The organism is Pelobacter seleniigenes DSM 18267 (genome assembly GCF_000711225.1).
Taxonomy (GTDB): Bacteria; Desulfobacterota; Desulfuromonadia; order Desulfuromonadales; family Geopsychrobacteraceae; genus Seleniibacterium; species Seleniibacterium seleniigenes.
In genome coordinates this window covers 483,800-509,636 of sequence record NZ_JOMG01000004.1, presented here as the reverse complement: position 1 = coordinate 509,636, position 25,837 = coordinate 483,800, and the positions used below count along the sequence as shown (strand labels likewise).

19 protein-coding genes are annotated in these 25,837 nt (G+C 57.3%); 6 read left to right on the top strand and 13 right to left on the bottom strand.

Annotation, left to right across the window (positions count from 1 at the left end):
* Window positions 1-43 precede the first annotated feature (43 nt).
* Together N909_RS0119275 and gorA are read left to right on the top strand one after the other, a co-directional pair.
* Entirely contained in the window at window positions 44-1,432 is a 1,389-nt protein-coding gene (locus tag N909_RS0119275) for a TatD family hydrolase (RefSeq protein WP_029917773.1), read from the top strand.
* 163 nt (window positions 1,433-1,595) lie between these two features.
* The gene (gene gorA, locus N909_RS0119270; protein WP_029917772.1) at window positions 1,596-2,963 is read left to right on the top strand and encodes a glutathione-disulfide reductase; all 1,368 of its coding nucleotides are present in this window, start codon (window positions 1,596-1,598) and stop codon (window positions 2,961-2,963) included.
* 35 nt (window positions 2,964-2,998) lie between these two features.
* On the opposite strand, the gene N909_RS0119265 is transcribed toward gorA, so the two are convergent.
* Window positions 2,999-5,344: an AsmA family protein gene (locus tag N909_RS0119265; protein ID WP_029917771.1), complete on the bottom strand. Its 2,346-nt coding sequence runs from the start codon at window positions 5,342-5,344 to the stop codon at window positions 2,999-3,001.
* Window positions 5,345-5,641: 297 nt separating this feature from the next.
* Between N909_RS0119265 and N909_RS0119260 the strand changes: the two genes are divergently transcribed.
* Window positions 5,642-6,115, top strand: a complete 474-nt coding sequence (locus N909_RS0119260; RefSeq protein WP_029917770.1) for a putative ATP-dependent zinc protease — start codon at window positions 5,642-5,644, stop codon at window positions 6,113-6,115.
* A 40-nt stretch (window positions 6,116-6,155) separates the two neighbouring features.
* On the opposite strand, the gene N909_RS0119255 is transcribed toward N909_RS0119260, so the two are convergent.
* The 4 genes from N909_RS0119255 to N909_RS0119240 are packed head-to-tail and all read right to left on the bottom strand — an operon-like array spanning window position 6,156 to window position 16,234.
* Window positions 6,156-9,479, bottom strand: a complete 3,324-nt coding sequence (locus tag N909_RS0119255) for a UvrD-helicase domain-containing protein (RefSeq protein ID WP_029917769.1) — start codon at window positions 9,477-9,479, stop codon at window positions 6,156-6,158.
* Window positions 9,469-12,138 carry a PD-(D/E)XK nuclease family protein gene (locus N909_RS0119250; protein ID WP_029917768.1) on the bottom strand — a complete coding sequence of 890 codons (2,670 nt, stop codon included), beginning with the start codon at window positions 12,136-12,138 and terminating at the stop codon, window positions 9,469-9,471. Before N909_RS0119250 ends, N909_RS0119255 begins: the two co-directional genes overlap by 11 nt.
* 34 nt (window positions 12,139-12,172) lie before the next feature.
* Complete coding sequence (locus tag N909_RS0119245) at window positions 12,173-15,088, bottom strand: AAA family ATPase (RefSeq protein WP_029917767.1); 2,916 nt, start codon at window positions 15,086-15,088, stop codon at window positions 12,173-12,175.
* A 3-nt stretch (window positions 15,089-15,091) separates the two neighbouring features.
* A complete protein-coding gene (locus N909_RS0119240; RefSeq protein ID WP_029917766.1) occupies window positions 15,092-16,234 on the bottom strand; it encodes an exonuclease SbcCD subunit D in 1,143 nt (380 codons plus the stop codon).
* A 66-nt stretch (window positions 16,235-16,300) separates the two neighbouring features.
* Here N909_RS0119240 and N909_RS0119235 point away from each other — a divergent pair, with 66 nt between their 5' ends.
* Both N909_RS0119235 and N909_RS0119230 read left to right on the top strand, forming a co-directional pair.
* Complete coding sequence (locus tag N909_RS0119235) at window positions 16,301-16,702, top strand: hypothetical protein (protein WP_155006015.1); 402 nt, start codon at window positions 16,301-16,303, stop codon at window positions 16,700-16,702.
* Window positions 16,703-16,778: 76 nt separating this feature from the next.
* The gene (locus N909_RS0119230; protein ID WP_155006014.1) at window positions 16,779-17,153 is read left to right on the top strand and encodes a hypothetical protein; all 375 of its coding nucleotides are present in this window, start codon (window positions 16,779-16,781) and stop codon (window positions 17,151-17,153) included.
* Between the two features lie 4 nt (window positions 17,154-17,157).
* Here N909_RS0119230 and N909_RS0119225 read toward each other — a convergent pair whose 3' ends face one another.
* A complete protein-coding gene (locus N909_RS0119225; protein WP_029917763.1) occupies window positions 17,158-17,874 on the bottom strand; it encodes a uracil-DNA glycosylase in 717 nt (238 codons plus the stop codon).
* A gap of 49 nt (window positions 17,875-17,923) precedes the next feature.
* Here N909_RS0119225 and N909_RS0119220 point away from each other — a divergent pair, with 49 nt between their 5' ends.
* The gene (locus N909_RS0119220; RefSeq protein ID WP_029917762.1) at window positions 17,924-18,832 is read left to right on the top strand and encodes a zinc dependent phospholipase C family protein; all 909 of its coding nucleotides are present in this window, start codon (window positions 17,924-17,926) and stop codon (window positions 18,830-18,832) included.
* A 47-nt stretch (window positions 18,833-18,879) separates the two neighbouring features.
* Here N909_RS0119220 and coaBC read toward each other — a convergent pair whose 3' ends face one another.
* The 7 genes from coaBC to N909_RS0119185 form a co-directional block, all read right to left on the bottom strand.
* Window positions 18,880-20,094 carry a bifunctional phosphopantothenoylcysteine decarboxylase/phosphopantothenate--cysteine ligase CoaBC gene (coaBC, locus tag N909_RS0119215; protein ID WP_029917761.1) on the bottom strand — a complete coding sequence of 405 codons (1,215 nt, stop codon included), beginning with the start codon at window positions 20,092-20,094 and terminating at the stop codon, window positions 18,880-18,882.
* A 9-nt stretch (window positions 20,095-20,103) separates the two neighbouring features.
* Complete coding sequence (locus tag N909_RS0119210) at window positions 20,104-20,724, bottom strand: MBL fold metallo-hydrolase (protein ID WP_029917760.1); 621 nt, start codon at window positions 20,722-20,724, stop codon at window positions 20,104-20,106.
* A complete protein-coding gene (locus N909_RS0119205; RefSeq protein ID WP_029917759.1) occupies window positions 20,721-21,863 on the bottom strand; it encodes a 3'-5' exoribonuclease YhaM family protein in 1,143 nt (380 codons plus the stop codon). Before N909_RS0119205 ends, N909_RS0119210 begins: the two co-directional genes overlap by 4 nt.
* A 9-nt stretch (window positions 21,864-21,872) precedes the next feature.
* Window positions 21,873-23,456 carry an NAD(P)/FAD-dependent oxidoreductase gene (locus N909_RS0119200; protein WP_029917758.1) on the bottom strand — a complete coding sequence of 528 codons (1,584 nt, stop codon included), beginning with the start codon at window positions 23,454-23,456 and terminating at the stop codon, window positions 21,873-21,875.
* Between the two features lie 3 nt (window positions 23,457-23,459).
* On the bottom strand, window positions 23,460-24,662 hold the full coding sequence (locus tag N909_RS0119195; RefSeq protein ID WP_029917757.1) for a hybrid sensor histidine kinase/response regulator: 1,203 nt from the start codon (window positions 24,660-24,662) through the stop codon (window positions 23,460-23,462).
* 230 nt (window positions 24,663-24,892) lie between these two features.
* On the bottom strand, window positions 24,893-25,348 hold the full coding sequence (locus N909_RS0119190; RefSeq protein WP_029917756.1) for a universal stress protein: 456 nt from the start codon (window positions 25,346-25,348) through the stop codon (window positions 24,893-24,895).
* Window positions 25,349-25,360: 12 nt separating this feature from the next.
* Window positions 25,361-25,759 carry a response regulator gene (locus tag N909_RS0119185; RefSeq protein ID WP_029917755.1) on the bottom strand — a complete coding sequence of 133 codons (399 nt, stop codon included), beginning with the start codon at window positions 25,757-25,759 and terminating at the stop codon, window positions 25,361-25,363.
* Window positions 25,760-25,837: the final 78 nt, after the last annotated feature.

The window sequence follows — 25,837 nt, the reverse complement described above, 5'->3', positions numbered from 1 at the left end:
TTGCGGGGCGCACTACAGCGCCCCGATTTTTTGGAGCAAAAAAATGACCGAACAACATCCTTTGCTGGTCGACAGCCACGCTCACCTTGACCACAGTCAGTTCGCGACTGACTGCGACGAGGTCATCAGCAGAGCCACAGCCGACGGTATCAGCCACATTTTGAGTATCGGCTGCGACCTGGCAAGCTCGGAAAAAAATGTCGCCCTGGCCGAACAATATGACCACATTTATGCAGCCGTCGGCATTCACCCCCATGATGCCGCCGGACTTGATGCCGCAGCCCTGGAGCGCCTGCGGGAACTGCTCCAGCATCCCAAAGTCGTCGCCCTCGGCGAAATCGGTCTGGACTATTTCCGTGATCACTGCCCCCAGGATATTCAACGTGAAGCGTTTCGGCAGCAGATCCGACTGGCGAAGGAAGCCGGGAAACCGATCATTGTCCATGACCGGGACGCCCATGATGAGGTGCTGCAGATCCTTGAAGAAGAGCAGGCGGCCAGTGTCGGCGGGGTGTTGCATTGCTTCAGCGGCGATTTGGCAATGGCCAGACGCTGTATCGAACTGGGCTTTTATTTGTCCTTTACCGGAACCATCACTTACCCGAAGAACGAAGAGATTCGTCAGGTCGTCAGCGGTATCAGCATCGATCGTATGTTGGTCGAAACCGATTGCCCCTACCTGAGCCCCCAGCAATTTCGCGGCCGCCGCAACGAACCGGCGTATGTCCGGTTGACCGCAGAGAAAATTGCGGCGATCAAGGGCTTAACTCTGGAAGACGTGGCCCGCATCACCAGTCGCAATTGTTACGACCTGTTCGGCATCGGCGTGATCGATCAGAGCCACAAAATCGCCTATAAAATCCGCGATTCTCTCTACCTTAATATCACCAACCGCTGCACCAACAGCTGTATCTTCTGTACCAAGTTCCGGGACTTCATCGTTAAAGGTCATGAACTCAAGCTCGACCATGAACCCTCCGCCGAGGAGGTCATCGCCGCCATCGGCGACCCAAAACACTATTCCGAGGTTGTTTTCTGCGGTTACGGGGAACCGCTGTTACGCCTGGAGCTGATCAAAACCATTGCTGCCTGGTTGAAAAAGCAGGGGATTAAGGTAAGAATTAACACTGACGGCCAGGCCAACCTTGTTTACGGGCGCAATATTTTACCGGAGCTGGCAGGGCTGATCGATTCCGTTTCCGTTTCCTTGAATGCCCCGGACGAAGCCACCTACCAGAGCCTGTGCCAATCCAGCTATGGCAGCAAAAGCTATGCCGCCGTCAAGGATTTTTTGCGCCAGGCCGCGCAGGTCATCCCTGAAGTCACGGCCAGCGCCGTCAGCTATCCTGGGGTCGACATGGAGGCCTGTAGCCGGGTGGCGCAAGAGCTGGGTGTGGATTTCCGGGCTCGCGAGTATAATGAAGTCGGTTAAGAGGCTGGCACAAAGGACAACCCAGAGCAGGTGCATATTCGCTGAGAGCAGGCTTGTTTTCGGACCTGATGGCGTTAACAACTGAACAATTTGTCATTACTTTTACCGGCCCGATGATGGGCTTTACCGGCGCGTTCCAAACCGCCGGCCAAGGAGGAACCGCATGTCCAGATATGATTATGACCTCTTTGTCATCGGCGCGGGGTCCGGCGGTATCAGAGCCGCACGGATGGCCGCCGCCACCGGCATCAAAGTCACCGTCGCCGAACAGGCCAGGACGGGCGGCACCTGTGTCAATCTCGGCTGCGTTCCAAAAAAACTGTATGTCCATGCAACCGAATACGGCGCCGCTTTTTCGGCAGCGACCGGGTTTGGCTGGCAAGCGACAACTCCGGCGTTCGATTGGGCAACCCTGCGTGACAACAAATCTGCCCTGCTCAGCACCTCCAATCAGGCCATGGAAAACATGCTCGCCAAGTCGGGAGCAGAGCTGATTCGTGGTCGGGCGCGGGTGCAAACAGCGCATAGCGTTGAGATCGCCGGGACCAGTTGCAGCGCTGCACGGATCCTCATCGCTACCGGCAGTCATCCCGTTTTCCCCGCCATTCCGGGGCGCGAGCATCTGCTCTCGTCCGACCAGATCTTCGATCTCGAACGGCTCCCGGAGCGCATCCTGATTATCGGCGGCGGCTATATTGCCAGTGAATTTGCCGGCATTTTCAACGGCTTGGGAGTCAAGGTCTGCCAGCTCTACCGGGGTGACCTGTTCCTGCGCGGATTTGATACCGAGATCAGGGAGTTCGTGGCCGGGCATATGCGCAGAAAAGGGATTGATCTACGCTTTAACTGTGATGTTGAGAAAGTTGAAAAAGAACCGGACGGAAGCTATACCGCCACCCTCAATGACGGCTCTTTGCTGACCACTGATCTGGTCCTGGCCGCAACCGGCCGCCGCCCCAACACCAGTGAGCTGGGGTTGGAGCAGGTCGGGGTGGAGTTGACTGCTGCCGGCGCCGTCAAGGTCGACGATTTTTATCAAACTTCGATCCCTTCCATCTTTGCCCTCGGCGACGTGATCGACCGGATGCAATTGACCCCGGTTGCCTTGGCCGAAGCCATGACCCTGGTCAAGCACCTCTACCAGGGGGGCGCGACCCCGCTGTCGTATCAACTGATCCCCACCGCGGTCTTCAGCAACCCGCCCTTCAGCAGTGTCGGTTTGAGTGAGGAAGAGGCATGCCAGCGCTACCCGCAGGTGGATATCTACACAACCGAGTTTCGCGCCCTGAAACATGCCTTAAGCGGCAGCGGTGATCGCATCCTGATCAAACTTATTGTTGAGCGCAACAGTGACCGGGTCATCGGTGCGCATATGGCGGGTGAAGGTGCAGCGGAAATCATTCAAGGGGTGGCGGTTGCACTGAAAGCGGGAGCCACCAAGGCGATCTTCGATCAAACCGTCGGCATCCATCCGACCAGTGCGGAAGAATTTGTCACCTTACGGACCATGACCCGCAGTCATAACCGCTGAGCGACACGCATGCCGGTAGTCTCAGACGCTACCGGCTATTTGCCAAACAGCTTGTTCAGAGTTTTGTCGAGCATCTTTTTAACGGATTCCTGATCCGACGGCGCTGACGAAGGATTATCTGCCTCCGCTTTGCCTGCAGCATCCTGGCTGACCCGGTTCATCATCAGCTTTTCAATGGCAGCGGTATCCGGTCCGATCTCCGGTTGCGTCAAAGAACCCAGCAGCCTGACCGGAATGATCCCCCAACCCCGCTCATCGCTGAAAACTTTCATAAACGGGCCGGAAGCTCCCATCCGGCCGGCCAGCTCCGGCGCCAGCCGAACCTCCAGGTTCATATTCAGACGCCCGTCGCTGCCGACACTGCCTATCGGCGCCAGTCTGGCCTGGGAACCGGTGAGGAGTCCATTCACCCGAACCAGACCATCGCGCACATCATAAGCGGCGGAAAAATCCTCAAAATTCAAGTTATGGAGTTCATCAACACCAAGAAACACGGCCAATGAATCGATCACGGGAAACCCCTTGATCAGCCCCTGCTGTAAAGAAAACTCTCCTTTGGACTGAAAACGATCCAGCCAGGGTTGTGCTGAAGCACCACTTCCCCGAAAACTGCTGCGCCACTGCAAGCGGCCCGCCAGGGTTGCGCCCGGATCCGGTAACAATCCCGCCGCCAAAACAGCAGCGTCCACATCCGTGAGATCCAGCTGTCCCTGGTAAACAAAGCCGCGCACCCCAAGATCCACCTCGGCATCCGCCAGCACTCTCCCTTGCTCCATCACTCCGCGCAATCGGTCCAGCCGCAGCCTATTGTCACTGAGATTCACATCCGCCGTGACCTGTTCAATGATCAACTGTTTGAAGCGGGCTTTACGAACCGTTAAATTACCGTGCAGATCCAGAGGGAGGGCAAAAGGCCCGAGCCCCTCGGCAGAACCGGAAGAGCTCTCCTCCCCTGCGGATAGGGGAGAAGCTGTTGAATCGGTTGCAACCAGTTCATTCAGGTTCAACTCTTCGGCAGACAGCGAAAAGGTTCCCTGCAGCACTCCGTCGGGTTGGCGGGTTGCCTGCAGGTTTAACAGTGCCTGCTGATTGCCATAAGACAACATCAGATTCTGGGCCGTGACCGCAGCATCGGCATAGGACAGAGCACCACTGACCCCGCCGCGCATGTCCTTGACACTGGCCTGAACCCCGTTCAAAGTCAACTGAGCCGACTTAAGCAGTCCGCTCCCCTGCCCCAGCGTTCCAACCAGCTGTGCCCGACCGCTGATACTGCCGGCGAAGCTGTACTTGCGATAGTTTCTGATCAGCTTGTCAGGAAGGCTTTGCATGGCCTGGCGCAGATCAAGCTGATCAAAAATGACCGCCAGATCCATCTTCGTTTCCTGCGCCGCAAAATCCAACCGCCCTTCCATGCCCACCCCCATATCATTGAAATTGACCAGCAGCGTGGAAAGATCGAGCTGTTGCCTCATGAAATCATAGATCAGGGAATAGTCGCTGGTTAAATGAACTTTTTGCAGGGACGTGCCGCTGGGAAGGGTCAGATCAAGATCAGCAAGGGTCAGTTTGCCTTTGGAGCTGAGCAGTTCGGGCTGAAGATCGACTTCAAGATTCAGGGACACTCTCCCCGAACCGACTTTAGCTGGCAGCAGGTCCCGGTAATAGGGAGAAAACGGGACCATGTCCAGATCCGCCAAGTGAACCAGAAAATCACCGCTGGTGTGCGTTATATCGTAGTGCCCGGACAGATCGAGCCGGGCGCCGTTGAGGACCACCGACAGGTCGAGGGGAAAGGCCTGGTCGGGAGCAATCTCCCGAGCATGAATATTCAGTTGCTGTAAAGCAAAGCGATAGGGAACGTTGGGGCTTTTGAATTTATCGGTATAAGTTAAGGAACCGTTTTTAACACTGACCTCATGCACAAACAAGCTGAAGATATCACTCACCAGAGCCCGCGCCGCTTGCGGGTATTGCCCGCGATCACTCCGGTTCTTTTTAAGCAGGTCGGAAAAATTGTAGCTCCCGTCGGTAAACCTGCTGACATCGATCACCGGCTCATCGAGCATCACCTGGTCGACCACGATACGACCTCTAAGTAGCGGGAAGAAACGGTAACTTAATTTGGCATTTTTGATGGTGATGAAATCTTCTTTGCTGTTCTGCTTTTTGACCCTCAGGTCCGCGACCGATATGCCCGAGAAAAAGCCGATCTGAATATCCCCGAAAGCAACCTGCCGGTCCAGGGTGTCTTCAACCAGCGGCACCAGCAAGCTCCGGACCTTGTCCGGCGTGACCTGGGTCTGGGCATAGATCAACACACCGGCAAGCCCCAGAATGAGGATCCCCAGAAACAAGCCGATTTTTGCCGCAAGGGACATGCTGCCTCCACAAGCTCAAGCCTAAAAACGGGCTTAGCATCACAATTTCACTGAATACAGGAGCTAAGTATATAAAAATTTTATTGAGAATTGAAATGCCTAATCACAAATATTAACCATTTTCCAACAGAATACATGATCTGGTACGCGAGACGGTTATATCTTCAACATTTTGAAATTATTAAATTTTTGAATCCCTAAAAGAATGATTTTTTTAATATTAGAATAATTTACATTTTAAAGAAGAGCCGTTATTATGCCAAATATTAACAATATCCAATCATAGGAGTAGCAATTATGCGGAAAAACACAAACTCGCTCCTGCTTGACATCGGTTGGTGTGAATGGGTTTCGTTCCCGGCCTTGAAGATTCCGGCGATAGAAGCCCAGGTTGTTATGGATTCCAAACAGTCGATCCTGAATATCTTCGATTTTTCAACCTTCAAGGAAGGCGAAGATCTGATTATCAGCTTTGGAGTTCATCCGATTCAGAACAACACCGATGTTGAAATCTACTCGGTCATGCCGGTGAAAACCAGACGGCTGGTATCGTTTGAAGACGGGAGCAGAGAATGGTGCTATGTCATTGAAACCGAAATGCGGATCGGTTCATTGAAAAAAAATATCGACCTGACCCTGGTCAATCGTGAAGACACAACCTTCCGGTTGCATCTCGCCTCACAGACCATCAAAAGCCTGGTCAGGGTCAATCCGAAAAAAAGCTACCTGACCGGTCAAATTCTGAAAGGTTTTTCCCCGTCCATGGCATAACCGTTCGTCTCACCAATAAATGAAAACTCCGGAAAAAAATTTACTCTGAAAATTCGTGCCAGGCTTCGGCCAGCGGAAAATACAACGCGGCCCGGATCGGACATTGTTCGTGACGGGCCGCATATAACTTGACGTAGATTTCCAGCTGCGCACGATAGCGCTCGGCCTCACGCCGTATAAAGGCGGAAAGACTCTCTCCGGAACGGGGAACACTGGTCTTATAATCGATAATCCAGCGTTGCCCATCAGCAATAAATGTCCGATCAATGATGGCATGGACCAGCTTGCCGTCTACCAGGCCGCTGAGCGGCTGTTCACAGGCGTGCTCCCGGTGGCTGGCCAGCACCCAGCGCCCTCGCTCACTTCCCAGGGCCGCCTCAACGGCACGGCACACTCTGGCGACACTATCGTCAAGATCACTGGCAGCAACCCCAAGACCGCGCAGCATCAGGGCAATCTGCCGGGTCCGCTGAGCAGGCTCGGCCTCGTCCCAGAGAACACTCCCCTGGCGGGCAAGCTGTTCCAGGTACATGTGGACCAGAGTGCCGACATGCCGCTGAGTCGGACTTTCCCACCCACTGAACACGCTCTCGCCGGACTCCTTGGCCTCTTCCGAAGCGGTTCCTGCTGTTGCCGTCAAAGCCAGGCTGACCGTCTCCATGGCCGGCAATGTCCAATTCCCGGACAGACGCTGCAACAGTGGCGGTGAAAAACTGTCCGCCACTGCTTCCGGCGGAGCTTCGCAACCAACGAAGTCGGCTTCGGCAACCGGCCAAAGGGTTTCCAGTAGAGTCCCCTTGGCCGGGGTCAGCGTGCCCGTTGAACGGTTTTCATTGACGTGCCCCAGCAGGTGCAGGTGGCGGATTGCCCGGGTGGTGGCAACATAAAGCAGCCGCGCGGTTTCCAGGTTTTCCCGTTCCAGTTCAAACTCGGCAATCAGCTGGTAAAGGGGGTCATTATCCTGCTCCCCATAGGCGGCCACCGGAGCCAGCAGCAGCCCCAGTTCAGGATGTTCCAGCCAGCGGAGTAAAGGCTTACTGCCACGCTGCGGTGAGCGGCCCAATCCCGGCAGGATCACGGTATCAAATTCCAGGCCTTTGGCCTTGTGGATGGTCATGATCTGCAACTTGCAGTCAGTGACCTCCGGAGCGGAAAAAATGCTCTTCAACCCCTGCTCCAGCAAAGCGAAATCGCTGACATCTCCCCCCTCATCCAACTTTTCCAGGAGGTCGAAAACCAGCTGGGCATCGGCAATCCCGTCCGCATCGTAGCAGGCGGCTCCACCCACCCCCAGCCAGCACTTTTCGACCAGTTGCCGCAGCGGCAGACGACCGCGTGAATTATGAGCCTGTTCAAGCAGTGGCCAGACCCGGGCCAGCCGTGCCCGCCCATCCGCAGAGAGTCGCTGCCGGCGCTCCGGGTCTGCCAGCAGAGTCGGCAGAGTGGTGCTGCGCAAATCGGCAACCAGCGCATGCAGGTCATGCAGGGTCAGCCCGCACCAGGGCGCGCGCAGAACGGCCAGCCAGCTGAGCCGGTCACCACGATGCAGCAACGCCTTGGTCAGATGAACCAGATCAAGGGCGGCCGGCCGCGCCCCCAGCACCTCGATATCCCGGGCCTGATAAGGCATTCTCAAGCGTCGCAACAGGGGCAGGATCTGCTGCAGATGGCTGCGGCTGCGTACCAGGACGGCAATACTCTGTTCCGGGTCAGCGGCCTGCGCCTGCTGAATCAGCTCGATGACCTTTTCGGCCTCTGCCTGGTCGTTGCGGCCGATCGCCGGGTGAATGGTGCAGGCTGCGCCCGGCAGAGCCGGTTTAACGGCCACGGCTTCGGCCATGGGCACCGCGCCGGTCACCACCTCGGTCTGGGTCGGAAAGATGGCTTTGAAGCTGGTATTATTCCAGTCCACGATCCCTTGCTGAGAGCGGAAATTGCAGCTCAGCCGTAACGGCTGCAAAGGCATCATGAGATCCCCGAAGCTTCCTTTGAAGGTCTCCAGAAACAGCCCGACTTCGGCTTCCCGAAACAGGTAAATGGACTGCATCGGATCGCCGACCAGGAACAGGGTTCGCCCGTCCCCGGCCATCCACCCCGAAGTCAGGGTACTCAACAGCTGATACTGCAGGCGGGACGTGTCCTGAAATTCATCGACCAGGATATGCTGCAGGTCCTGATCGATCTGCAGCAGCAGATCGCTCGGGTCATCCGCCAGCCCCAGCGCCTGATTCGCTTTCAAGGCGATTTCGGAAAAATCGGCCTGGCCTTTGTTTTTGAACACCTGCCACAAATCCACCAGCAGCACCGGTAGCAGTTGAATGACCGCCTCCAGGACTCGCCATTGTTCAACACTGTAACCCCCGGCCGGCAGCCCCCGGACCTGCTGCAGCGCATGGATAAATTGATCCTGGCCACTGAGCTCGCGAAGCAATTCCAGCATCCGCTCTTTGGCGGCCTGGTGCGCTTTCCCGGCCGGAAAACCGTTGTTCTTGGTCACCGTCTTTCTCAGTTCACCGGCGGCGGTAAGTAGAAAATTGCCGATGGCGATCCACTCCTTAAGGTTGGCGGCAGCAAAGCCGGGCAGCGCGCCGGCCTGGCTAAATCTGCCCAGCGGCGTATCTGGCAGGTTGCCCGCAGCAAAACGCAGACAGTCGAGCAACGCGTCTTGCTGAGCGCTGGGCAGCAACCGATGCAGCCGGTCCAGTTTCTGTTCATAAAGAGCATCCAGGGCCTGCTGCAGCTGGCGATGGGACGTTTCCACATCGGCCCGCAGATAACGCAGCCATTGATCGCGGCGCCGCAACAGATCGACCAGCAGGCGCTGGACCAGCGGCACCTGGTTGTCCAGATGGCGCAACAGAACGGTCAGCTGCTGGTGGCCGGGGGCACCACTTTCGAGGCCGCTGAGCACCTTTTCCACCGTCTGCAGATAAAGGGAATCAGCGTCATCGGCCATTTCCGGCAAACTGCCGAAACGGGACATCCAGGGCATCTTCCGGACCAGCGATGCATTAAAACTGTCAATGGTTTGAATGGCCAGTTGGGCCGGGTTTTTGAGCAGGGCATCTCCCTGTTTGGCCAAAGCGCCCCGGGCCAACCGCCAGGTCAGAGCTTCATGGGCCGTTTCCGGTTCCGGGGCATGGGCCGCGTTGTTCAAGGCCCCCAACAGGCGATGGCGCATTTCAGCGGCCGCCTTATTGGTGAAGGTAATGGCCAGAATCTGCTGGGGCCGGTCAACCTGGCCGAGCAAGGCCAGCAACCGCTGGATCAGCAGTTCGGTTTTGCCGGATCCGGCCGGCGCCTGGACAATACAGGAACGGGATATATCAATGGCAGCGGCGCGCTTCTCGGCATCAGCAATCATCAGCAACTCCGGCCTCGGCTAAGGCTTCGCGAATCCGGCACAGCCCGGGCAGATCGCAATAAAGACAACTGCTCTGCGGGTCAAACGGTCTGACCGCGGCTTCCCCGGCGACAAAATCGGTGGCCAGCTGCCGGATCTGCTGCTGCCAGAACACCAATAATTGGTTCCAATCGGCAATGCCGAGATCTTCGCACTGGCTGAAGGTACTCAGTTCCCGCACCCTGCCGAGCAGGCCTTTCTCCCGGACCACCCCCAGCAAACGACAATGGCCTTTGCGCACCTGGGCGAAGACAATCCCGTCGGCTGGCGCATCCTGTTGGGCAACCGCATATATGGGCAGCTGCGGTTCCACCAACGGGGCACTGACAAAATCATCGGCGCGCAGCTGGCTGCCGGTTTTGTAATCAATGACGATTCGATAGCCGTCGGCCAGTTCGTCGACCCGGTCGATCTGCATGCTGATTTCCAGCGGGCCCAACTGCTCGACATGCGGATGTTCCAGTTCCACGACGCGGAATGAATCCCTCTTCATTTCGACCTCTTCCAGCCATTCCACCACCAGGGCCGTCACCCGCTCCTGCTCCAGAGCCAGCATGGTATTTCCCGGCGCCGGTCTTTGCGCAAAAAAGGTCGCCAGAGCTTCGGCCACCTGCTCCGCGGCCAAGGTTTGCACTTCCGGCGCGGATAAACGAATCAGCTGGTCATGATCCTGCAGCCGGGTCCAGATGCGTTCCAGAGCGATATGGATCAGGTCGCCACGTACCATGGGTGAGATACCGGCGACGGCCTCATCAAATTCCCGGGCACACAACCGATGATGAACGAAAGCACGGAACGGACAATGGGCCTGGTCCTTCAACAGACCGGTGCCGCCTTCCACCCGCCGCTGCTCCAAAGCCGGACCACGCTGATCAGCCACTGTTTCCAGCGCCTGCCTGTTCTGCTGGGCCAGATGAACAGGATCGCGGGGCTCGGCCAGTTCCGGTTCACCGCTCACGGCGGCGGCCGGGATCAACGGACTTTCCCTAAGCTGGGTATCCCCATCTGAACAGGGATAGCTGAACACCACCCGCTCCGCGGCGGCGGCCAGCCGCGCCATGACCTGCTCGGCATAGGCCAGCTCACGCTCAGCATTAGCATGGGGCATGCGCTCCTGAACCTGCAGCTGATAAGGGATAAACGGGTTGGGTTGCGGGGGCGCAGGCAGTACGGTCTCCCCAAGTCCCATGACCCACAGGTGGTCGAACTGCAATCCGGTCGACTCCAGCAACCCGATCACCTGAACCGGCCCGGTGGGACTTTCCACCTGGAACTCGCAATCGCGGGCCAGGCGACGCACCAAACCGAGGGCCTGGGCACGCCCGACCGGGGCGTGCAGCGCATCGAGGTGCGGCAGCATGAGCAGGACATTCTCCTGGAACGAGCTAAGCGCCTGATATTCCCGGCTGGAGAGAGTTCGCTCTCCCGGCCAGCCGCAGGCATGCAACTGACCGGCGAAAAGTTCGGCCCAAATTCCGGGAAGACGCTGACCGCTTTCCGCGCTGAACGCTTCCAGCTGTTGTAGAATGGCAACCAGCTCGGCAAGGCCCGGACGATTTTCGGCCAGGGCGCGCATCTTTGCTACGCTAATGGTCTGCTGCCCGAAACCACGCAGAGTCACATCAAAGCGGGTCCGGGCATCCGCTTCCCGGTGCGCCCCGCCCAGAAAAGGTGATCGGAGCAGGGTTGAGGCCTGTTGAATGGTCAGGATCCGGGGCAGGGATAACAGTTCCAGGCCGGCATGGATCACTCCCTGTTCCGCCAGGGGACCACCCAGCGAAAGGCTGAAAATCGCCTCATCCTCCGCCAGCTGGACCGCCCCGACCGGATCGATCTGGGCGGCGAAAAACCGTTCGATCCGGCTGCGACGCCTGCTCAAATCCGGCACCACGACACCGATTGAGGTTGCCCCCTGCTCCAGCAGCAACCGCGCCCAGCGGGCAGCGGACTCAATTTCGTGGTCACTGTCCTTGGCGGCAAAACGCAGCATAGAAACGGCCGGTTTATTGGCCAGGGAAACTTCTTCACAGTGTTTTCCCATGGCCCGAAACTGCGCCTGCAAACGCTCCAGCCCCGGCGAAAGCTGGTCGAAGCCGACGAGCAGAATCCGCTCCGGCACAACCAGCCGGCCGCTATCCAGCGCACTGGCGACCAGGCGCGGCAGATCGCTCTGATCCAGCCATTGCTGCTCAGCGGCCAGACTCCGATAGCGGCGGCACCAGTCCTGGAAGATAAGCTGATCTTCAGTCAGCGGCTGCCCCTCCAGGGACAGTTCATACTCATTGAGCAGCTGGTACGCCTGGAGGGCTTTTTCCGCGGTCTTGGCGACCTGGAGTAGTTCCAGTTCCACCGTCCGCGAGCTGCTCTCGACCAATTGTTCCCAGAGATAGAGCTGTTGCTGCGGGTTCAGCAGCCGCCAGGATTCCCCCAGCTCGTTCAGGCAGTTGAGCAGCCAGCCCTGATAACTGTTCAACTGAGGGGTATCCCAGACCAGCTTCCCGGCAGCCAGCATCTGCTGGTCAAAGCAGCCGCGCAAATACCTGAACAGGCGTTTGTTGGCGGTCAGCACCAAGTCGCCATCGGCCAAAGCGGTAATGATCTCGCTATAACTCTCAGTCATCTGCAACTCTCATCAGCACGGCACCCCGCCCCCTTCACTGGACAACCCGGCCGCAACCGACCGGATGGATGGAACTGCCGCTGCGTTCCTGGCGCACATCGATCCGCAGGGGAATCTGTTCTTTCAACTCCGCGACATGGGAAATAATGCCAATCATCCGCCCGCCGGTCTGCAAATCGACCAGGGTGCGGATAGCCAGCTCCAGGGATTCGGGGTCGAGACTGCCGAACCCTTCATCGATGAACAGCGTATCCAGGTGCACCCCGCCGGCATAGGTCTGAACGATATCGGACAGGCCCAGGGCCAGGGCCAGAGCGGCCATAAAACTTTCCCCCCCGGACAAGGTTGCGACCGGTCGTGTTTTGCCGGTATAGGCGTCATCCACCAGCAGATCGAGGCCGGAGGCCTTGTTCCCCTTGGCCCGATCCTCCTTGCGCAGCAACCGGTAGCGGCCCCTGCTCATCACCTCAAGGCGGCGGCTGGCATCCAGCAGCACATCGTCCAGCAGGACACTGAGGACAAAACGCTGCAAGCTGATTTTCAAACCGGTCTGGCCGTTGGCAACATCACTCAAGGTTCCGACCGTGGCATAGCGGGCATCGAGTTCAGCAAGCCGGGCCAGGTTGGCGGTCAGCTTCTTCTTGCTTGCCAGCAGCACCTGTAACCTGCCATCAAGAGCCTGCCAGTGCTGTTCCGCAGCCGCTTTTTCCTGCCGGGCCAGTTCCAGCCTCTCTTCATAACCGCTGAGCTGCGGTTGCTGCTGTCCGGCACATTTTTTCTGCAGTTGATTCAGGGCGCCGGTCAAGGCCTGACTGCTGCCATCAAATTCGGCAATCCCCTCCTGCAGCGCCGTTAATTCCGCATCAGCCAGCAAAGCCGCCCGGAACTCTTTCTCGCTGGCAAAAGGACTGTCCGCCAGTTCTTTGCGACAGGCCAGCTCAGCCCGGGTCAACTCCTGGCGCAAGGCCTGCTGTTGCTGTTCAATCTCACGGTTGGCGGCCTGGGCCGCTTCCAGTTCCCCCTGCGCCGAGGTAAAAGCGGCATTCAGTTCGAACAGTTCCCGTTCAAGTTGCCCGACCGTGGTCCTCAGGGCACTGATTTCAGCCGCAAGTCCGGCCGGCTCACGCTGCGCTTCCGGCAGGTCCTGGCAGAGCAGCTCCTGCTCGCGGAGCAAACCGGCCAACTCTTCCTTACGACTCGCCAGGCGCGTGGCCAGTTGTTCCGCGGCCAACGCTTTCCCGCTGGCGAGCTCAGCGGCGGGATATCCCTGCAGTTGTCGACCCAGCTGCTTCAGTTCAGCGTCCACTGCCTGGGGAGAAACCCCTGCCTCGCCCAGCCGACTCAACAGGTCCTCATGCCCTGCAGCCGCCTGGGCCGCTTCCGCTTTGCGATTGCGATAACGATCGCGGGCCTCTTCCAAATCGGAAAATATTTTGGCCAGGGCCACGCGCGATTTTTCCAGGGCATGAAAGTCGGGCAACGCCTCCGCAGACCGCGCCGGAGTCGGGTGGTCCAGGCTGCCGCAGACCGGACAGGGTTGATTCTCGCGCAGCTCCTGCGCCAGAATAGCGGCCTGTCCCTGGTGCCAGGAAAGCTCCAGTTTCTTATTGTTATTCAGGCTGTTATCATAGCTTTGTTTAAGCTGCTTCCCCGTCTGTTCAGCATCTTCAAGCTGAACTTTAAGTTTGTCCAGCAAGGCTTTCTGGCGGACGATATTTTGCAGCAGTTGCTGCTGCTCACTGACCGCTTTATACCGCACCAGCAGTTGATCAAGATCAGCCTGGCCAGTCACCGTCCTGACCCGTGCGGCAACTTCGGTCAACCTGACAACCTGCTGCTGGCGGGCTTCCAGCAGATGAAGCTGCTGTTTCTGGCCATCGATCTTTCGGCTGAGCTCGGCACTCCCCTGCTGGGCTTTTGCAGCGTCGGCCAATTTGCCTTGGGCCGCGCTCAGGGCGCTGCGACTTTGTTCAAGACGCTGTTCCACCCGCTGCAGTTCCGTCACACAGCGCTCCTGTTCACGAAACCAGGGGGCCAGTTTCTGCGCCTGTCCGGCAGCCTTGAGGCGCAGCCGGTCCTGATCAATGGCAGGGTGCCGTAACTGCAGTTGTTCCAGGTCTCGTTGCGCCGCAGCCAGCTGCTCAAAATCGCGGAGCAGATTTTGCGCCTGGTCGAGATCCTTATGCGCCTGCAGCAATGCGGCATCCTGTTGCTGCTTAGCGATCAGTGCTGCAGCCACCTCCGGCTGCAGTGCGGTGCTTTCCCGATCGAGTTCCTCGGCCGACTCGATCTCCGCCGCTTCGAACAGGCCCCGTTGAAACTGCAGTAGGGCATCGCGTTCGCGCCGAATCTCCGCAGCTTTTTCCTTGAGCCGTTCTTCCAGTTTTTTATAGATGCCGGTTTGAAACAACTGACTGAAAATCTTCTCCCGCTCGGCCGATTCAGCCAAGAGCAGCTGCCGGAATTTCCCCTGCGGCAGGACCATAACCTGGCGGAATTGATCGACGGACAAACCGGTCAGAATTTCTATTTCCCGGGTCGCTTCGCTGACCTTGCTCGCCACCAGCAGCTTGTGACTCCCGTCGGGAAGGATCTCGCTGAGGCAGGCTTCCGGTTTCTGTTCGGTGAAGCCATCCCCGCGGGCCTTCGGTCGCAACTGTTCGGGCACGCGGCGGATATGAAAGCGCCGCTGATTGAGCATGAATTCAAAGGACACTTCGCACAGGACATCTGCCGCGGCCAGATCGCAACGCATCTGTGCGCCTTCCCGTTCGTCACCGGTGGTCTTGCCGTAGAGCGCAAAACAGATCGCATCAAGAATCGTCGTTTTGCCGGACCCGGTGGGTCCGTTGATCAGCACCAGCGGATTGTCCCCGAAAACGCTGAAATCGATCTGTTCCAGCCCAGGGAATGGCCCGAAGGCTGCCATGTGTAAACTCAGAGGCCGCATCGGTCAGTGGTCCTCTCGCTGCAGCTGCTCAAGTTCCTGACGAATAATCGCGCTCTGCTCGGCATTCATCGCCACCCCTGTGGTCTGCTCGAAAAAATCTTCGAACATGGTCAGTTCACCCCGTTGCAACTGCTCACGTTGCTGACTGAGCTGCTGCTGACGCTGCAGCAACCCGGGGCGCTCCAGGTGCAGGATATTGGGGTAGACTGTTCTGAGCTTGGCCATGACATCGAGAATCGCTTTGCTGTCGGTCAGGCGGACCTGGAGATAATCGTCCCGCTGCGGATCATTCTGTCCCAGCGCCAGCAACTCGGCAAGCTCTCCTTCCAGAGTCCGCATATCGAGCCGGGCGTTAAGGGCGATCCGCTCTGTGATCAGTTTTCCGTCGGGTTCAAGGTCAACCAGGGTGACGGTTTTACGCTGGCGCTCTTCGGAGAAAGAATATTTCAGTGGCGACCCGGAATAGACGATTTTTCCTTCCTGCCTGCTCTGGGCCCCATGCAGATGGCCAAGAGCGGTATAGGCAAACGGGCTGAATAGCGCCGGGTCGACATATTCAATGCCGCCCAGAGAGAGCGGCCGTTCCGATTCGGAGCCTTCCCCCCCGAGCAGAAAGCAGTGAGCGATCAACACCGTCGGCTGCGCCTCGTCCATATCGGCAACAATCATATTAACCAAATGGGACAAGGCCTCCTGATGACTGCTGACGTCGACCTCATGGGCGAATCGAACCGTGGCCGGATCAACATAGGGAATCGGATAAAAGGCGACGGTCTGACCGGCCTTATCTTGCAGGGTAATCCGCCGGGGTTGCTGCCACAGTTTACCGACCACATGGAACCCGGCGGCGGCCAACTGCCGGGCGCCGAAGGCAAGCCGCTCGGGACCGTCATGATTCCCCGCAATCATGATCAGAGGGACACCCAGTTCCTGGCAGATGGTAGAAACCGTCTGGTCGAGCAGCTCGACCGCCGCGGCCGGCGGCACCGACCGGTCATACAGATCACCGGCCACAATCACCACCTCGACTTCACGTTCGGCAACAATGGTGCAAATCTGGTCCAGAACATGGCGCTGATCGTCCAGCAGGGATTGATTGTAAAATTGGCGGCCAAGATGCCAGTCCGAGGTATGGAGGATGCGCATTTCGCTCCCTTGAAGAAAAAATTGCCTATTGAGGCAACCGCCTGTCGAATGAGTTATAATCTTGCTATGAACCGACGCAGAAAAAATAATTTGCTGCCGTTAGCTGCTACAGCCCTGCTCCTGTTGCTGACCGGCTGTGCCGGAAACAGCTATTGGACTTGGCAACATCCCCAGCAGCAGGCCCCGCAAGAACGTCAGCAGGCGCTGGCGGAATGCCGCGACCTGGCCCGCCAGGAGGCGTTGCAAAGCAGGCATCTCTATTACTTCGATGATCCCTTTTGGGGGGCGCCGTTTTATCGCAACCGCTTTTATCGCCCCTACTCCAGCTGGTATTATCAAGACCACCTGTTTGCGTACCAGCGCGAACTTGATCGCTATACCCGGTTGTGCATGAAAGCCAAAGGCTGGCAATGGGTCCAGGTAACCCCGGAACCGGCCCAGCAGAAACCCATCCAGCCCACCCCTTGAAATAGTCTCATCCACTTGTATTTTTCCCCTGTATTCCATATAGTTAACGGGTAATAGCAACAACTGGCGAGATCTTTTGCAGAGGCAACGTTTCGTGCGTATCGACCATTCTCTCATGCTGACGCTGGACAGTTATCGAAATAGCGAGCCCCAGCGACAGCAGCAAGCACCACCCGACCGCGAGCAGGCGGCCGCGGCGGATGCCTATTCCCATCATGCCGGGTCGGCAGCGGTCATCGACGCGGAGTACGTCGACATCTCGCCGGCAGCGCGCAGCGCCCAGAGCGATTCAACCGAACGAGGCCAGCTGGAAACAGCCCTGCTGCACAAGACCGACGATCTCCCCCCTGCCACCAGCAGTGTCGCCCCCCGCAACAAGCGCAGCGGGTATTATCAGGCCTTGGCCGCAGACATCCCGGCGCCGGGATCGGTGCTGAGTCTTTTTGCCTGAACCCTTACCCCTGCAGACGCTGCATCACCTGTTTCATATCCTGCCAGACCTCCCTTTTCCCGGCCGGATTGCGCAACAGATAAGCGGGATGGAAAGTCGGCATGACGGCAATCCCCCGATATTCTTTCCAGTGCCCGCGCAGGCGGCTGATCGGCTCGGCAGTCTGCAGCAGGGTGTGCGCGGCAAAGCGGCCGAGGGTGATCACCAGGCGCGGCTTGATAATCTCCAGCTGGCGTTGCAGAAACTGTTCGCAGGTGGCGATCTCTCCGGCCTCGGGATCTCTGTTGTGCGGCGGTCGGCATTTAATGACGTTGCAGATGTACACATCCTCGCGCTGCAGGTTCATGGCAAAAAGGATTTTTTCCAGTAACCGGCCCGCTTCACCGACAAACGGATAGCCGCGCTCATCCTCTTCCCGCCCCGGTGCTTCGCCAACCAGGACCAGGTCAGCCTGCGGATTGCCCTGGCCAAAGACGATATTTTTACGTTCCTGGCACAGTGGGCAGAGTTGACACCCCTGCAGGCCAGCCTCAAGCTCCGCCAGCGTTTCCGGGGCTGACACGGCCGTGGCCGTTTTTTTGCCAGCGGATGCCGCGGCTGGTTCTGTAGGCTCAAACGCGGTGACCGTCACAGACTCAAAACCCCACTCCTGCAGTTCCTGCAAAACCGCGCGTCCCTGGCGGATCAAATCATGACATTCGTGATATAATTTATCCGTCATTCAACGTTCCTCTGAGGTTTCGACCCTGATCCGACTGAAGATGTAAATCATGCGTTTTTTTATCCTGTTCATTATTTTGCTGTTGATTCCGGACAGCGCCTTTGCCTGGGGGGCAGGGGTCCATCTGGGCCTCGGCCTGCGGCTGCTGGCCGCACCGGAAGCGCTCCCCCTGGCCTTGCAGTCATTATTGGCAAGTCATTCCATGGATTTTCTCTACGGCTGTATCGCCGCGGATATCACCCTGGGAAAAAAGCACACCCACCACCTGGAACACTGCCATAACTGGCGGGTCGGACGACGCATCCTGGATCAGGCGCAGGAGATCGGTCCGGCAGCGGAAGCCTGTGCTTACGGCTATCTCGCCCATCTTGCCGCGGACACCATCGCCCATAACTACTTTGTTCCCTATAAACTGGCCCTGACCTACAATACCGTCCTGCTTAATCATGCCTACTGGGAAATCAGGGCGGAAAACGGGGTCAAACAAGCCACCTGGGACACGGCCCAGCGACTCGCCAGACAGGATAATCGCGGGCATGACCAGATGCTCAGCAGCGCTCTTTCCGATACGATTTTTTCCTTTAAAACCAACAAGCAGATCTTCAATTCAATGATGATGATCAGCCGTCTGCGCCGCTGGCGAAAATTGATCCATTCCATGGCCAAAAGGTCAAAGTGGGAATTCGACGCCGCCGAGCATGAAGAATATATGGCCATGGGGCTGGCTGCCATCACTAGCATTCTTGCCGATGAGAACAGCCCTTATTGGAATGCGGATCCGACCGGGGATCGCGCTTTGACCGCGGCCCATCTGGTCCGCAAGAACCTGAATCTGCTCTGGCTGGACGGCAAACTGTGCAAGGAGGACTCCGACCTGATTATCCAGGAACTGCACAATCGCTTTAAGATAGCCATTACCGATCCGGACGAGATTCTTCCCCTGTTTACCGTCATTTAACGAGCCGCTGCAGAGCACCCGCCCTGCCTGGGCAGGATGCGCTGGCCTCAAGGCTGACTGGAGAGCCTTCTCAATTTCCAGAGGGTTGCCACACGGTCGAGCAAGCGGTTGGCAACTTCGGCCTTAGGCATCAATTCCAGTTCCTCGACCTGCCCGTCCGCATGCAGAAAGCGGACAATATTGGTATCGACATCAAAACCGGCGCCCTGCCGGGTAATATCATTGGCAACGATCAGATCAAGGTTCTTTTTCTTGAGCTTTTCCGCAGCATGGGCCAGCAGCCGCTCGGTTTCGGCAGCAAAACCGACTAATACCCGGTTGCCTTTCTGCTCACCGATTTCGGCCAGAATGTCCGGATTCCGCTCCAGAGTCAAGGTCAGCTGCTCGGCGTTTTTCTTCATTTTATGGACCGAACGGTCCGCGGAGCGATAATCAGCGACGGCCGCCGCCTTGATGACGACATCGACATTTTCCAGGTGGTTGAAGACCGCCGTGCGCATCTCTTCAGCGGTGAAGACCGGCAGACAGCGCACCCCTTCGGGGACCGCCAGGGTCGAGGGGCCGGCCACCAGCACGACCTGGCCACCACGCCGGCGGGCGGCAGCGGCAATGGCAAAGCCCATTTTGCCGGAAGAATAGTTGGAGATGTAGCGAACCGGGTCGATTTCTTCCCGGGTCGGCCCGGCGGTCACCAGCAGGGTACAACCGAGCAAGTCCTTGGGGGTCAAGACATTGATCGCAGTTTCGAAAATGACCTCCGGGTCAGGCAGCTTCCCCTGCCCTTCCCAGCCGCAGGCCAGTGCTCCGCTGGCCGGTTCCAGCACATGGTAACCATTCTCCACCAGGATCTTTTCATTCCGCTGGTAGATGGGGTTCTGATACATATTGGTGTTCATGGCCGGCACCACCAGCACCGGAGCCTTGGTGGCCATGACGCTGGTGGTCAGCAGGTCATCGGCCAGCCCCTGGGCGATCTTCCCCACCAGGTTGGCCGTAGCCGGCGCCAGGATAAACAGGTCAGCACGATCGGCCAGGGAAATGTGATCGATTTCCCGTTCCTGGTAAAGGTTGAACAGGTCGGTATGAACCGGGTTGCCGGAAAGGGTCTGAAAGGTTAAAGGGGTTACAAATTCACAGGCGTTCCGGGTCATGACCACATGGACATCGGCACCGGCCTTGGTCAGCAAGCGGAGCAGTTCAACGGCCTTGTAGACCGCAATCCCACCGCTGACCCCTAAGACAACATTCTTCCCTTTGAACATGAGTCCCCCTTAAACCAGAAAAGGGTTGTGCTGTTTTTCGTTGCCGATAGTGGTCGCCGGGCCGTGGCCGGGATAAACCTTGGTTGCATCGGGCAAGCCCAACAGCTGTTCCCTGATGCTGGAAATCAGCTGATAGTAGTCACCTTCGGGCAGGTCGGTGCGACCAACCGACCCTGCAAACAACGTATCCCCTGAAAACAGGCAGTCCTCGACATACAGACAAATCCCGCCCGCCGAATGCCCGGGGGTATGCATGACCCGCAGCCGGAGGGCACCGACCTGCAGGGTCTCCCGGCCGACCAGTTCGCGGGTCGGCGCCGGCGAAGGGTTAGCGCTGAGACCGAAAATGGCGGCATGCTCCCGCGCCTGGGCCATGACACTGCGGTCGGCCCGATGGGCCAGCAGTTCGGCTCCGGTCGCTTCCTGAAGCTGTTTATTCCCGCCGATATGATCGAAATGGCCATGCGTATTGATAATCATCACCACGTCAAGCTCATGCTTTTTGACAATGCGCAAAATAGCTTCGACATTCCCACCCGGATCAATCACCACAGCTTTGCGGGTATTTTCACAACCGACAATATAACAATTCACTTCGAGCGGTCCGCTCGGCAGACTTTCCAGAATCACGGTGACTCCTCTTTACGGGTGATCGAGGCAAACAGATCGAGGTTTTTCTCTTTTAATTGTTCCCCGAGGGTTGCCCCCAACGGTTTATTGAAGTTTTTTTTGTTATGCTCTTTGCCAGCCGGTTTGGCCTGGACTCTTTGAGCTCCGGCCGGCGCCGCCGGAGTTACCGGCGCCTCTGCTTTCCTGCCATTATAATCGGCTTTGTAAAAATAGCGATCATAGAGCCGATGATAGCTGGACCAGTGGCTGTCGTTGTCCGGCTCTTTTTCGATATGGCTGGACACCCCGTTGATCTTGGAATCCAGGTCATCGATGAAGTTGAGAATGACCGCCTCCAGGAACTTGGGTCTTTTGGGCGAACCGAATTCGTACTGACCATGGTGGGAAAGCAGCAGATGCTTGATCATGGTGGCCAGCTCCCGCGGGAAACCGTTCAGTTGCCTGACCCGGTCTTCGATCATCTGCACCCCGATGACAATATGCCCCAGCAACTTCCCGTCGTCGGTGTAGTCGAAAGAACGCTCATAGGCCAGTTCCTCGGTTTTGCCGATATCGTGCAGCAACGCACCGCTGATCAGCAGATCCCGATTCACTTGCGGGTAGCGCGAGCCGATGTCGCAGGCCAGGGCGGAAACCGCCAGGGAGTGCTCCAGCAGACCGCCGAGATAAACATGATGCATCCCCTTGGCGGCCGGCGCCCGGCTGTAGCGTTTGAAAAAATCGGCGTCATCGAAAAAAGCCCGCAGCAGCGCTTCGATATGAGGATCGTTCAACGAATCCAGCAGTCCGTCAAGTTCAGCCCGCATCTCCTCCAGAGACCGTTTGGAGACGGGCAGAAAATCCGCCAGATCGACCGCGCTCTCCTCAAGCTTGTGCAGATCCTGGACCACTAACTGCATTTTCCCCATGTAGACACTTGCCTTGCCGTAGACTTGCACAAAATCATTTTTATCGAACTGAGCATCAAGTTGGTCCACCCGGTCCCAGACGCGACCTTCGACTTCCCCGCTGCGATCCATCAGCTTCAGGGTCATGTAGGGCTTACCGTTTTTGGCCATCGCGATGATTTTATCCCGCACCAGAAATATGCTTTCCAGTTGGTCGCGCTCTTTGATCTGATCAACATAAATGTGTTTCAAAATAATCCCTTATCCGTTAATTGCTGCTATTGCCAGGGCGGTTTTTATCCCATCAATCGCCGCACTCATGATACCCCCCGCGTAACCGGCGCCTTCTCCGGCCGGGAACAGTCCCTGGTGCGACAAGGATTCCCCATGATCATCCCGCAAGATCCTCAGCGGTGCCGAAGTCCGCGTTTCGACCCCGATCAAGCTCGCTTCCCGGGAGATAAAGCCGCGCATTTTCTTCTCGAACTGAGGCAGGGCTCGCCGCAGCTCCATGGTGACAAACGCCGGCAGACAGTCATTCAAATCGGCAGACGCGACCCCCGGTCGACAGGACGAGTCCAACTGCCCACCCCGGCCGTGGAGAAATTCCAGCAACGGCTGAGCCGGTGCCCGCCAGTTGGAGCCACCCGCCCGATAGGCGGCCTGTTCCCAGTGGCGTTGGAAACGGATCCCCGCACAGGGGTCGGTCCCCGGGTAATCCTTGGTCGTGACGCTGACCACCAGAGCGCTGTTCGATCTTGGTGCCGCACGCTGAAAGTCACTCATCCCGTTGACCACCAGACCGCCCGCCTCTGAAGAGGCATTGACCACTTCCCCCCCGGGGCACATGCAGAACGAATAAACCCCGCGGCCGGTCTCTGGATCATTCCAGGCGAGACGATAGTCCGCTGCCGGCAAGTGCCGATGCTTGGGCATACCGTACTGAATTTGATTAATCAGTTCAAGAGGATGTTCCACCCGCAGGCCGATTGCAAAAGGCTTCCCTTCCAGGGCGACCTGTTCTTCGCTGAGCAATTGATAGGTATCGCGCGCGCTGTGCCCGCATGCCAGCACCAGCGCATCACAGGGGATACGCTCAGCAGCATTGACAATTCCGGCGCGGACTTTCCCGGCAGAGGTTTCCAAACCGGTCAGTCGGGCAGAGAAACGGATATCGACACCGAGCCGGACCAGATGATCCCGGAAACGCACCAGAACCTGACGCAACCGGTCGGAGCCGATATGCGGCTTGGCCTGCCAGAGAATCTCCTGCGGGGCGCCGAACTCCACCAGCCGTTCCAGGACCTGACGGATCAGCGGATGGTTAAGCCGGCTGGTCAGTTTACCGTCCGAGAAGGTTCCGGCCCCGCCTTCGCCGAATTGAATATTACTTTCCGGGTTCAGCTCAGCGCCGGACCAGAACGCACGCACCTCCTGCAGTCGTTCGGCTACCGGCCGACCGCGCTCGAGCAGGACAACCCGGGCCCCGGCTTCGGCCAGAGTCAGCGCTGAGAACAGCCCGGCAGGACCCATTCCCACCACCAGGACTGTCGCTTTGCGGGTCAGCGGCATGACGGTCAGGGCTGCATCTTCCTGGAGCGCCACGGCTGCAAAGGTCTTCAAATCAGCATGCTGCTGCAGCACTTCAGCTTCATCGCGGCAACTGAACTGAACGGTATAGATCCGCAAAACGTTCGGTTTCTTACGAGCATCGATCCCTTTGCGGATGATTTTCAAGTCGCTGATCCGGTTAATTTCCAAACCGAGCAGATCAGCGACTTTTTGGCCCAGGCTCTCTTCCTGTTCAGCCAGGGTCAGAGCAATTTCACGTAGTTGTAAAGCCATTATTCAATGAACCGATTGGGGAAAAAGAGGGAACTCGATCCTGAAGCAAGCCCCCCCTTCGTTGCAGTCAGTCACCAGGATTCGGCCGCCGCAACCTTTCACGACGCGCAGGACGACGGACAGTCCGAAGCCGGTTCCTTTGTCTTTGGTGGTAAAGAAAGGGTCAAAAATACGCGAGATATTTTCGGCCGGGATGCCGGGGCCACTGTCGGCAATTTCCAAAATGACATTTTCAGCGCCGGCACATAACGAGATCCGCAGCAGGCCTCCATCCGCCATCTCAAACAGGGCATTGCTGATCAGGTTGACGAAAATCTGTTCGAGCTCATTGGGATCAACTTCAATGGCCGGCAATCCTTCGGCAATCTCCAGCTGCAATCTGACCTGCTGGGTCGTCATCCGCGGCTCATAGTCGCTGATCACCTTGCGCGCGATGGCGGCGGGGAAAACCCTTTCCCGTTTCGCCCCGCCCGTTTCGCTCGAAGCCAGCATTTTGCGGAGAATGGAATCAATTCGTTCGACTTCTTCAGCTATTTTATCGATGTATTCACATTGCTCTGCAGACAGGTCGGCGTCGGCCTGGAGCAGTTGGGCATACAGACTGATGGAATTAAGCGGGTTGCGAATCTCATGCGCCATGCCGGCGGAAATATGCCCCAACGCAGCGAGTTTTTCCGCCTGAATAATTTCCTTATGAGCCTGTTCCAATTCAAAACTCTTTTGCCTGACCCGCTGCTCCAGTTCGAAATTCCATTGCTCAATTTCCTGCTGCAGGGCTTCCCGCTCTTCCAGCAGGTTACGGTTTTCGATTTCGATGTAACGTCGCGCCAGCACCGCATCGATTCGCTCCTGCAGGCTGTGCTTGGCAAAAGGTTTCTGCAGGTAATCCGCAGCACCTGATTTCATGAGTTCAACGGCCACTTCTTCATTCCCTTTGCCGGTGAACATCACCACATAAGTATCGGGGAAATTTTGCCGAATCAACCTGAGCGCATCAAGACCGTTCATCACCGGCATCATATAATCAAGCAGCACCAGAGCTGGACCATGCGCGGAAACCGCGGCCAGCCCCTCCTGCCCGTTACTCGCCGTGAGCACGTTGAAACCGCGCTTCTTCAACAGCAAAGCTGCTAATTCGACGATCACCTCTTCATCGTCGACAATCAGGATCGTCTCGCCGGCAAAACGGCTTTGTTGCTGGTTCATCACCGCAGCTCACACTCCGTACTTCTTTAAATTCATGTCAGGATACCCACCCGGCTGATTGTTGGCAAGCGGACAGTCTCATTGCCCCATAAAAAAAAGCAGCTGCCCGGCTGCTCAATCTCATCCCGAAATCCGTTCATGTTTCGGTGGCTATATTTGGAAAGGAATGGTCCGCCTTCCCGCGGACAAGGCGTTGACGCCCTGCCCGCAGGAGGCGTTCCTGCGCTCAACTATTGCGCTTCTTCTTCAAGGCGAACCGTCAACACCGGCAGGCTGGACTTGCGAACCACTTTTTCCGCGGTGCTGCCGAACAGGACATGGTCAAGACCGGCTCGTCCATGGGTTCCCAGGACTATCAGTTCGGCTCCCTTTTCTTCTGCCTGACCAATAATCTGCTCATAGGGAAGTCCGGGAACAATCAGGCATTCGTAGTTGTCGAAGTCCGCGAGCTTCTCCCTGCAGAAGCTGTCCATCATGTTATGGGCCCCTTCTTCTATCTCTTCCTCAAGCTTTTCAAATGAGATATGCGGGACATAGAATCCGCGCAGATCCACCGGTTCGTTAATGACATGAAGGACAACCAATTTTGCGCCATATTTTCTGGCCATGCCCAGCGCCAGAAAAAAAGCATTGTCAGAACTGTCGGAGAAATCGATTGCGACCAGAATAGTTGAAAAATCTTTCATGGGAACCTCCTTTCAGGAGACTGCGGCAGAACCCGAATCCATGGGCTTTCCCCGCTGATCGAGGACTTTGCTTATAACCGCTTTCAACTTTTCGAAGCGAAACGGCTTGTTAAGCGCTTCCAGAGAGCCCAGGTCCAGGGCGTCCAGATATGCGCGAATTCCACCATACGCAGTAATCATGATCACCTGTGACTGTGGATATTTTTCATGCAGTTCGCGCAACAGCAACATTCCGTTCATTTCCGGCATTTTGATGTCGGTCAGGACCACATCCACCGGATGAGCCGCAAGGTAGCTCAGTGCTTCACAACCGTTACCAACCGCAACCGCCTGATAACCGTTGTGGCCGAGCAGCTTTGCCAGTCCGACCCGGGCATTTTCTTCATCATCAACAACCAATACCCTGACCATGATTACTCCAGAACGATCAATTTATTATTAAGTTTAGCAGTGCAGCCCCCCCTGTCAAGCACGGCAATTGACAATAAC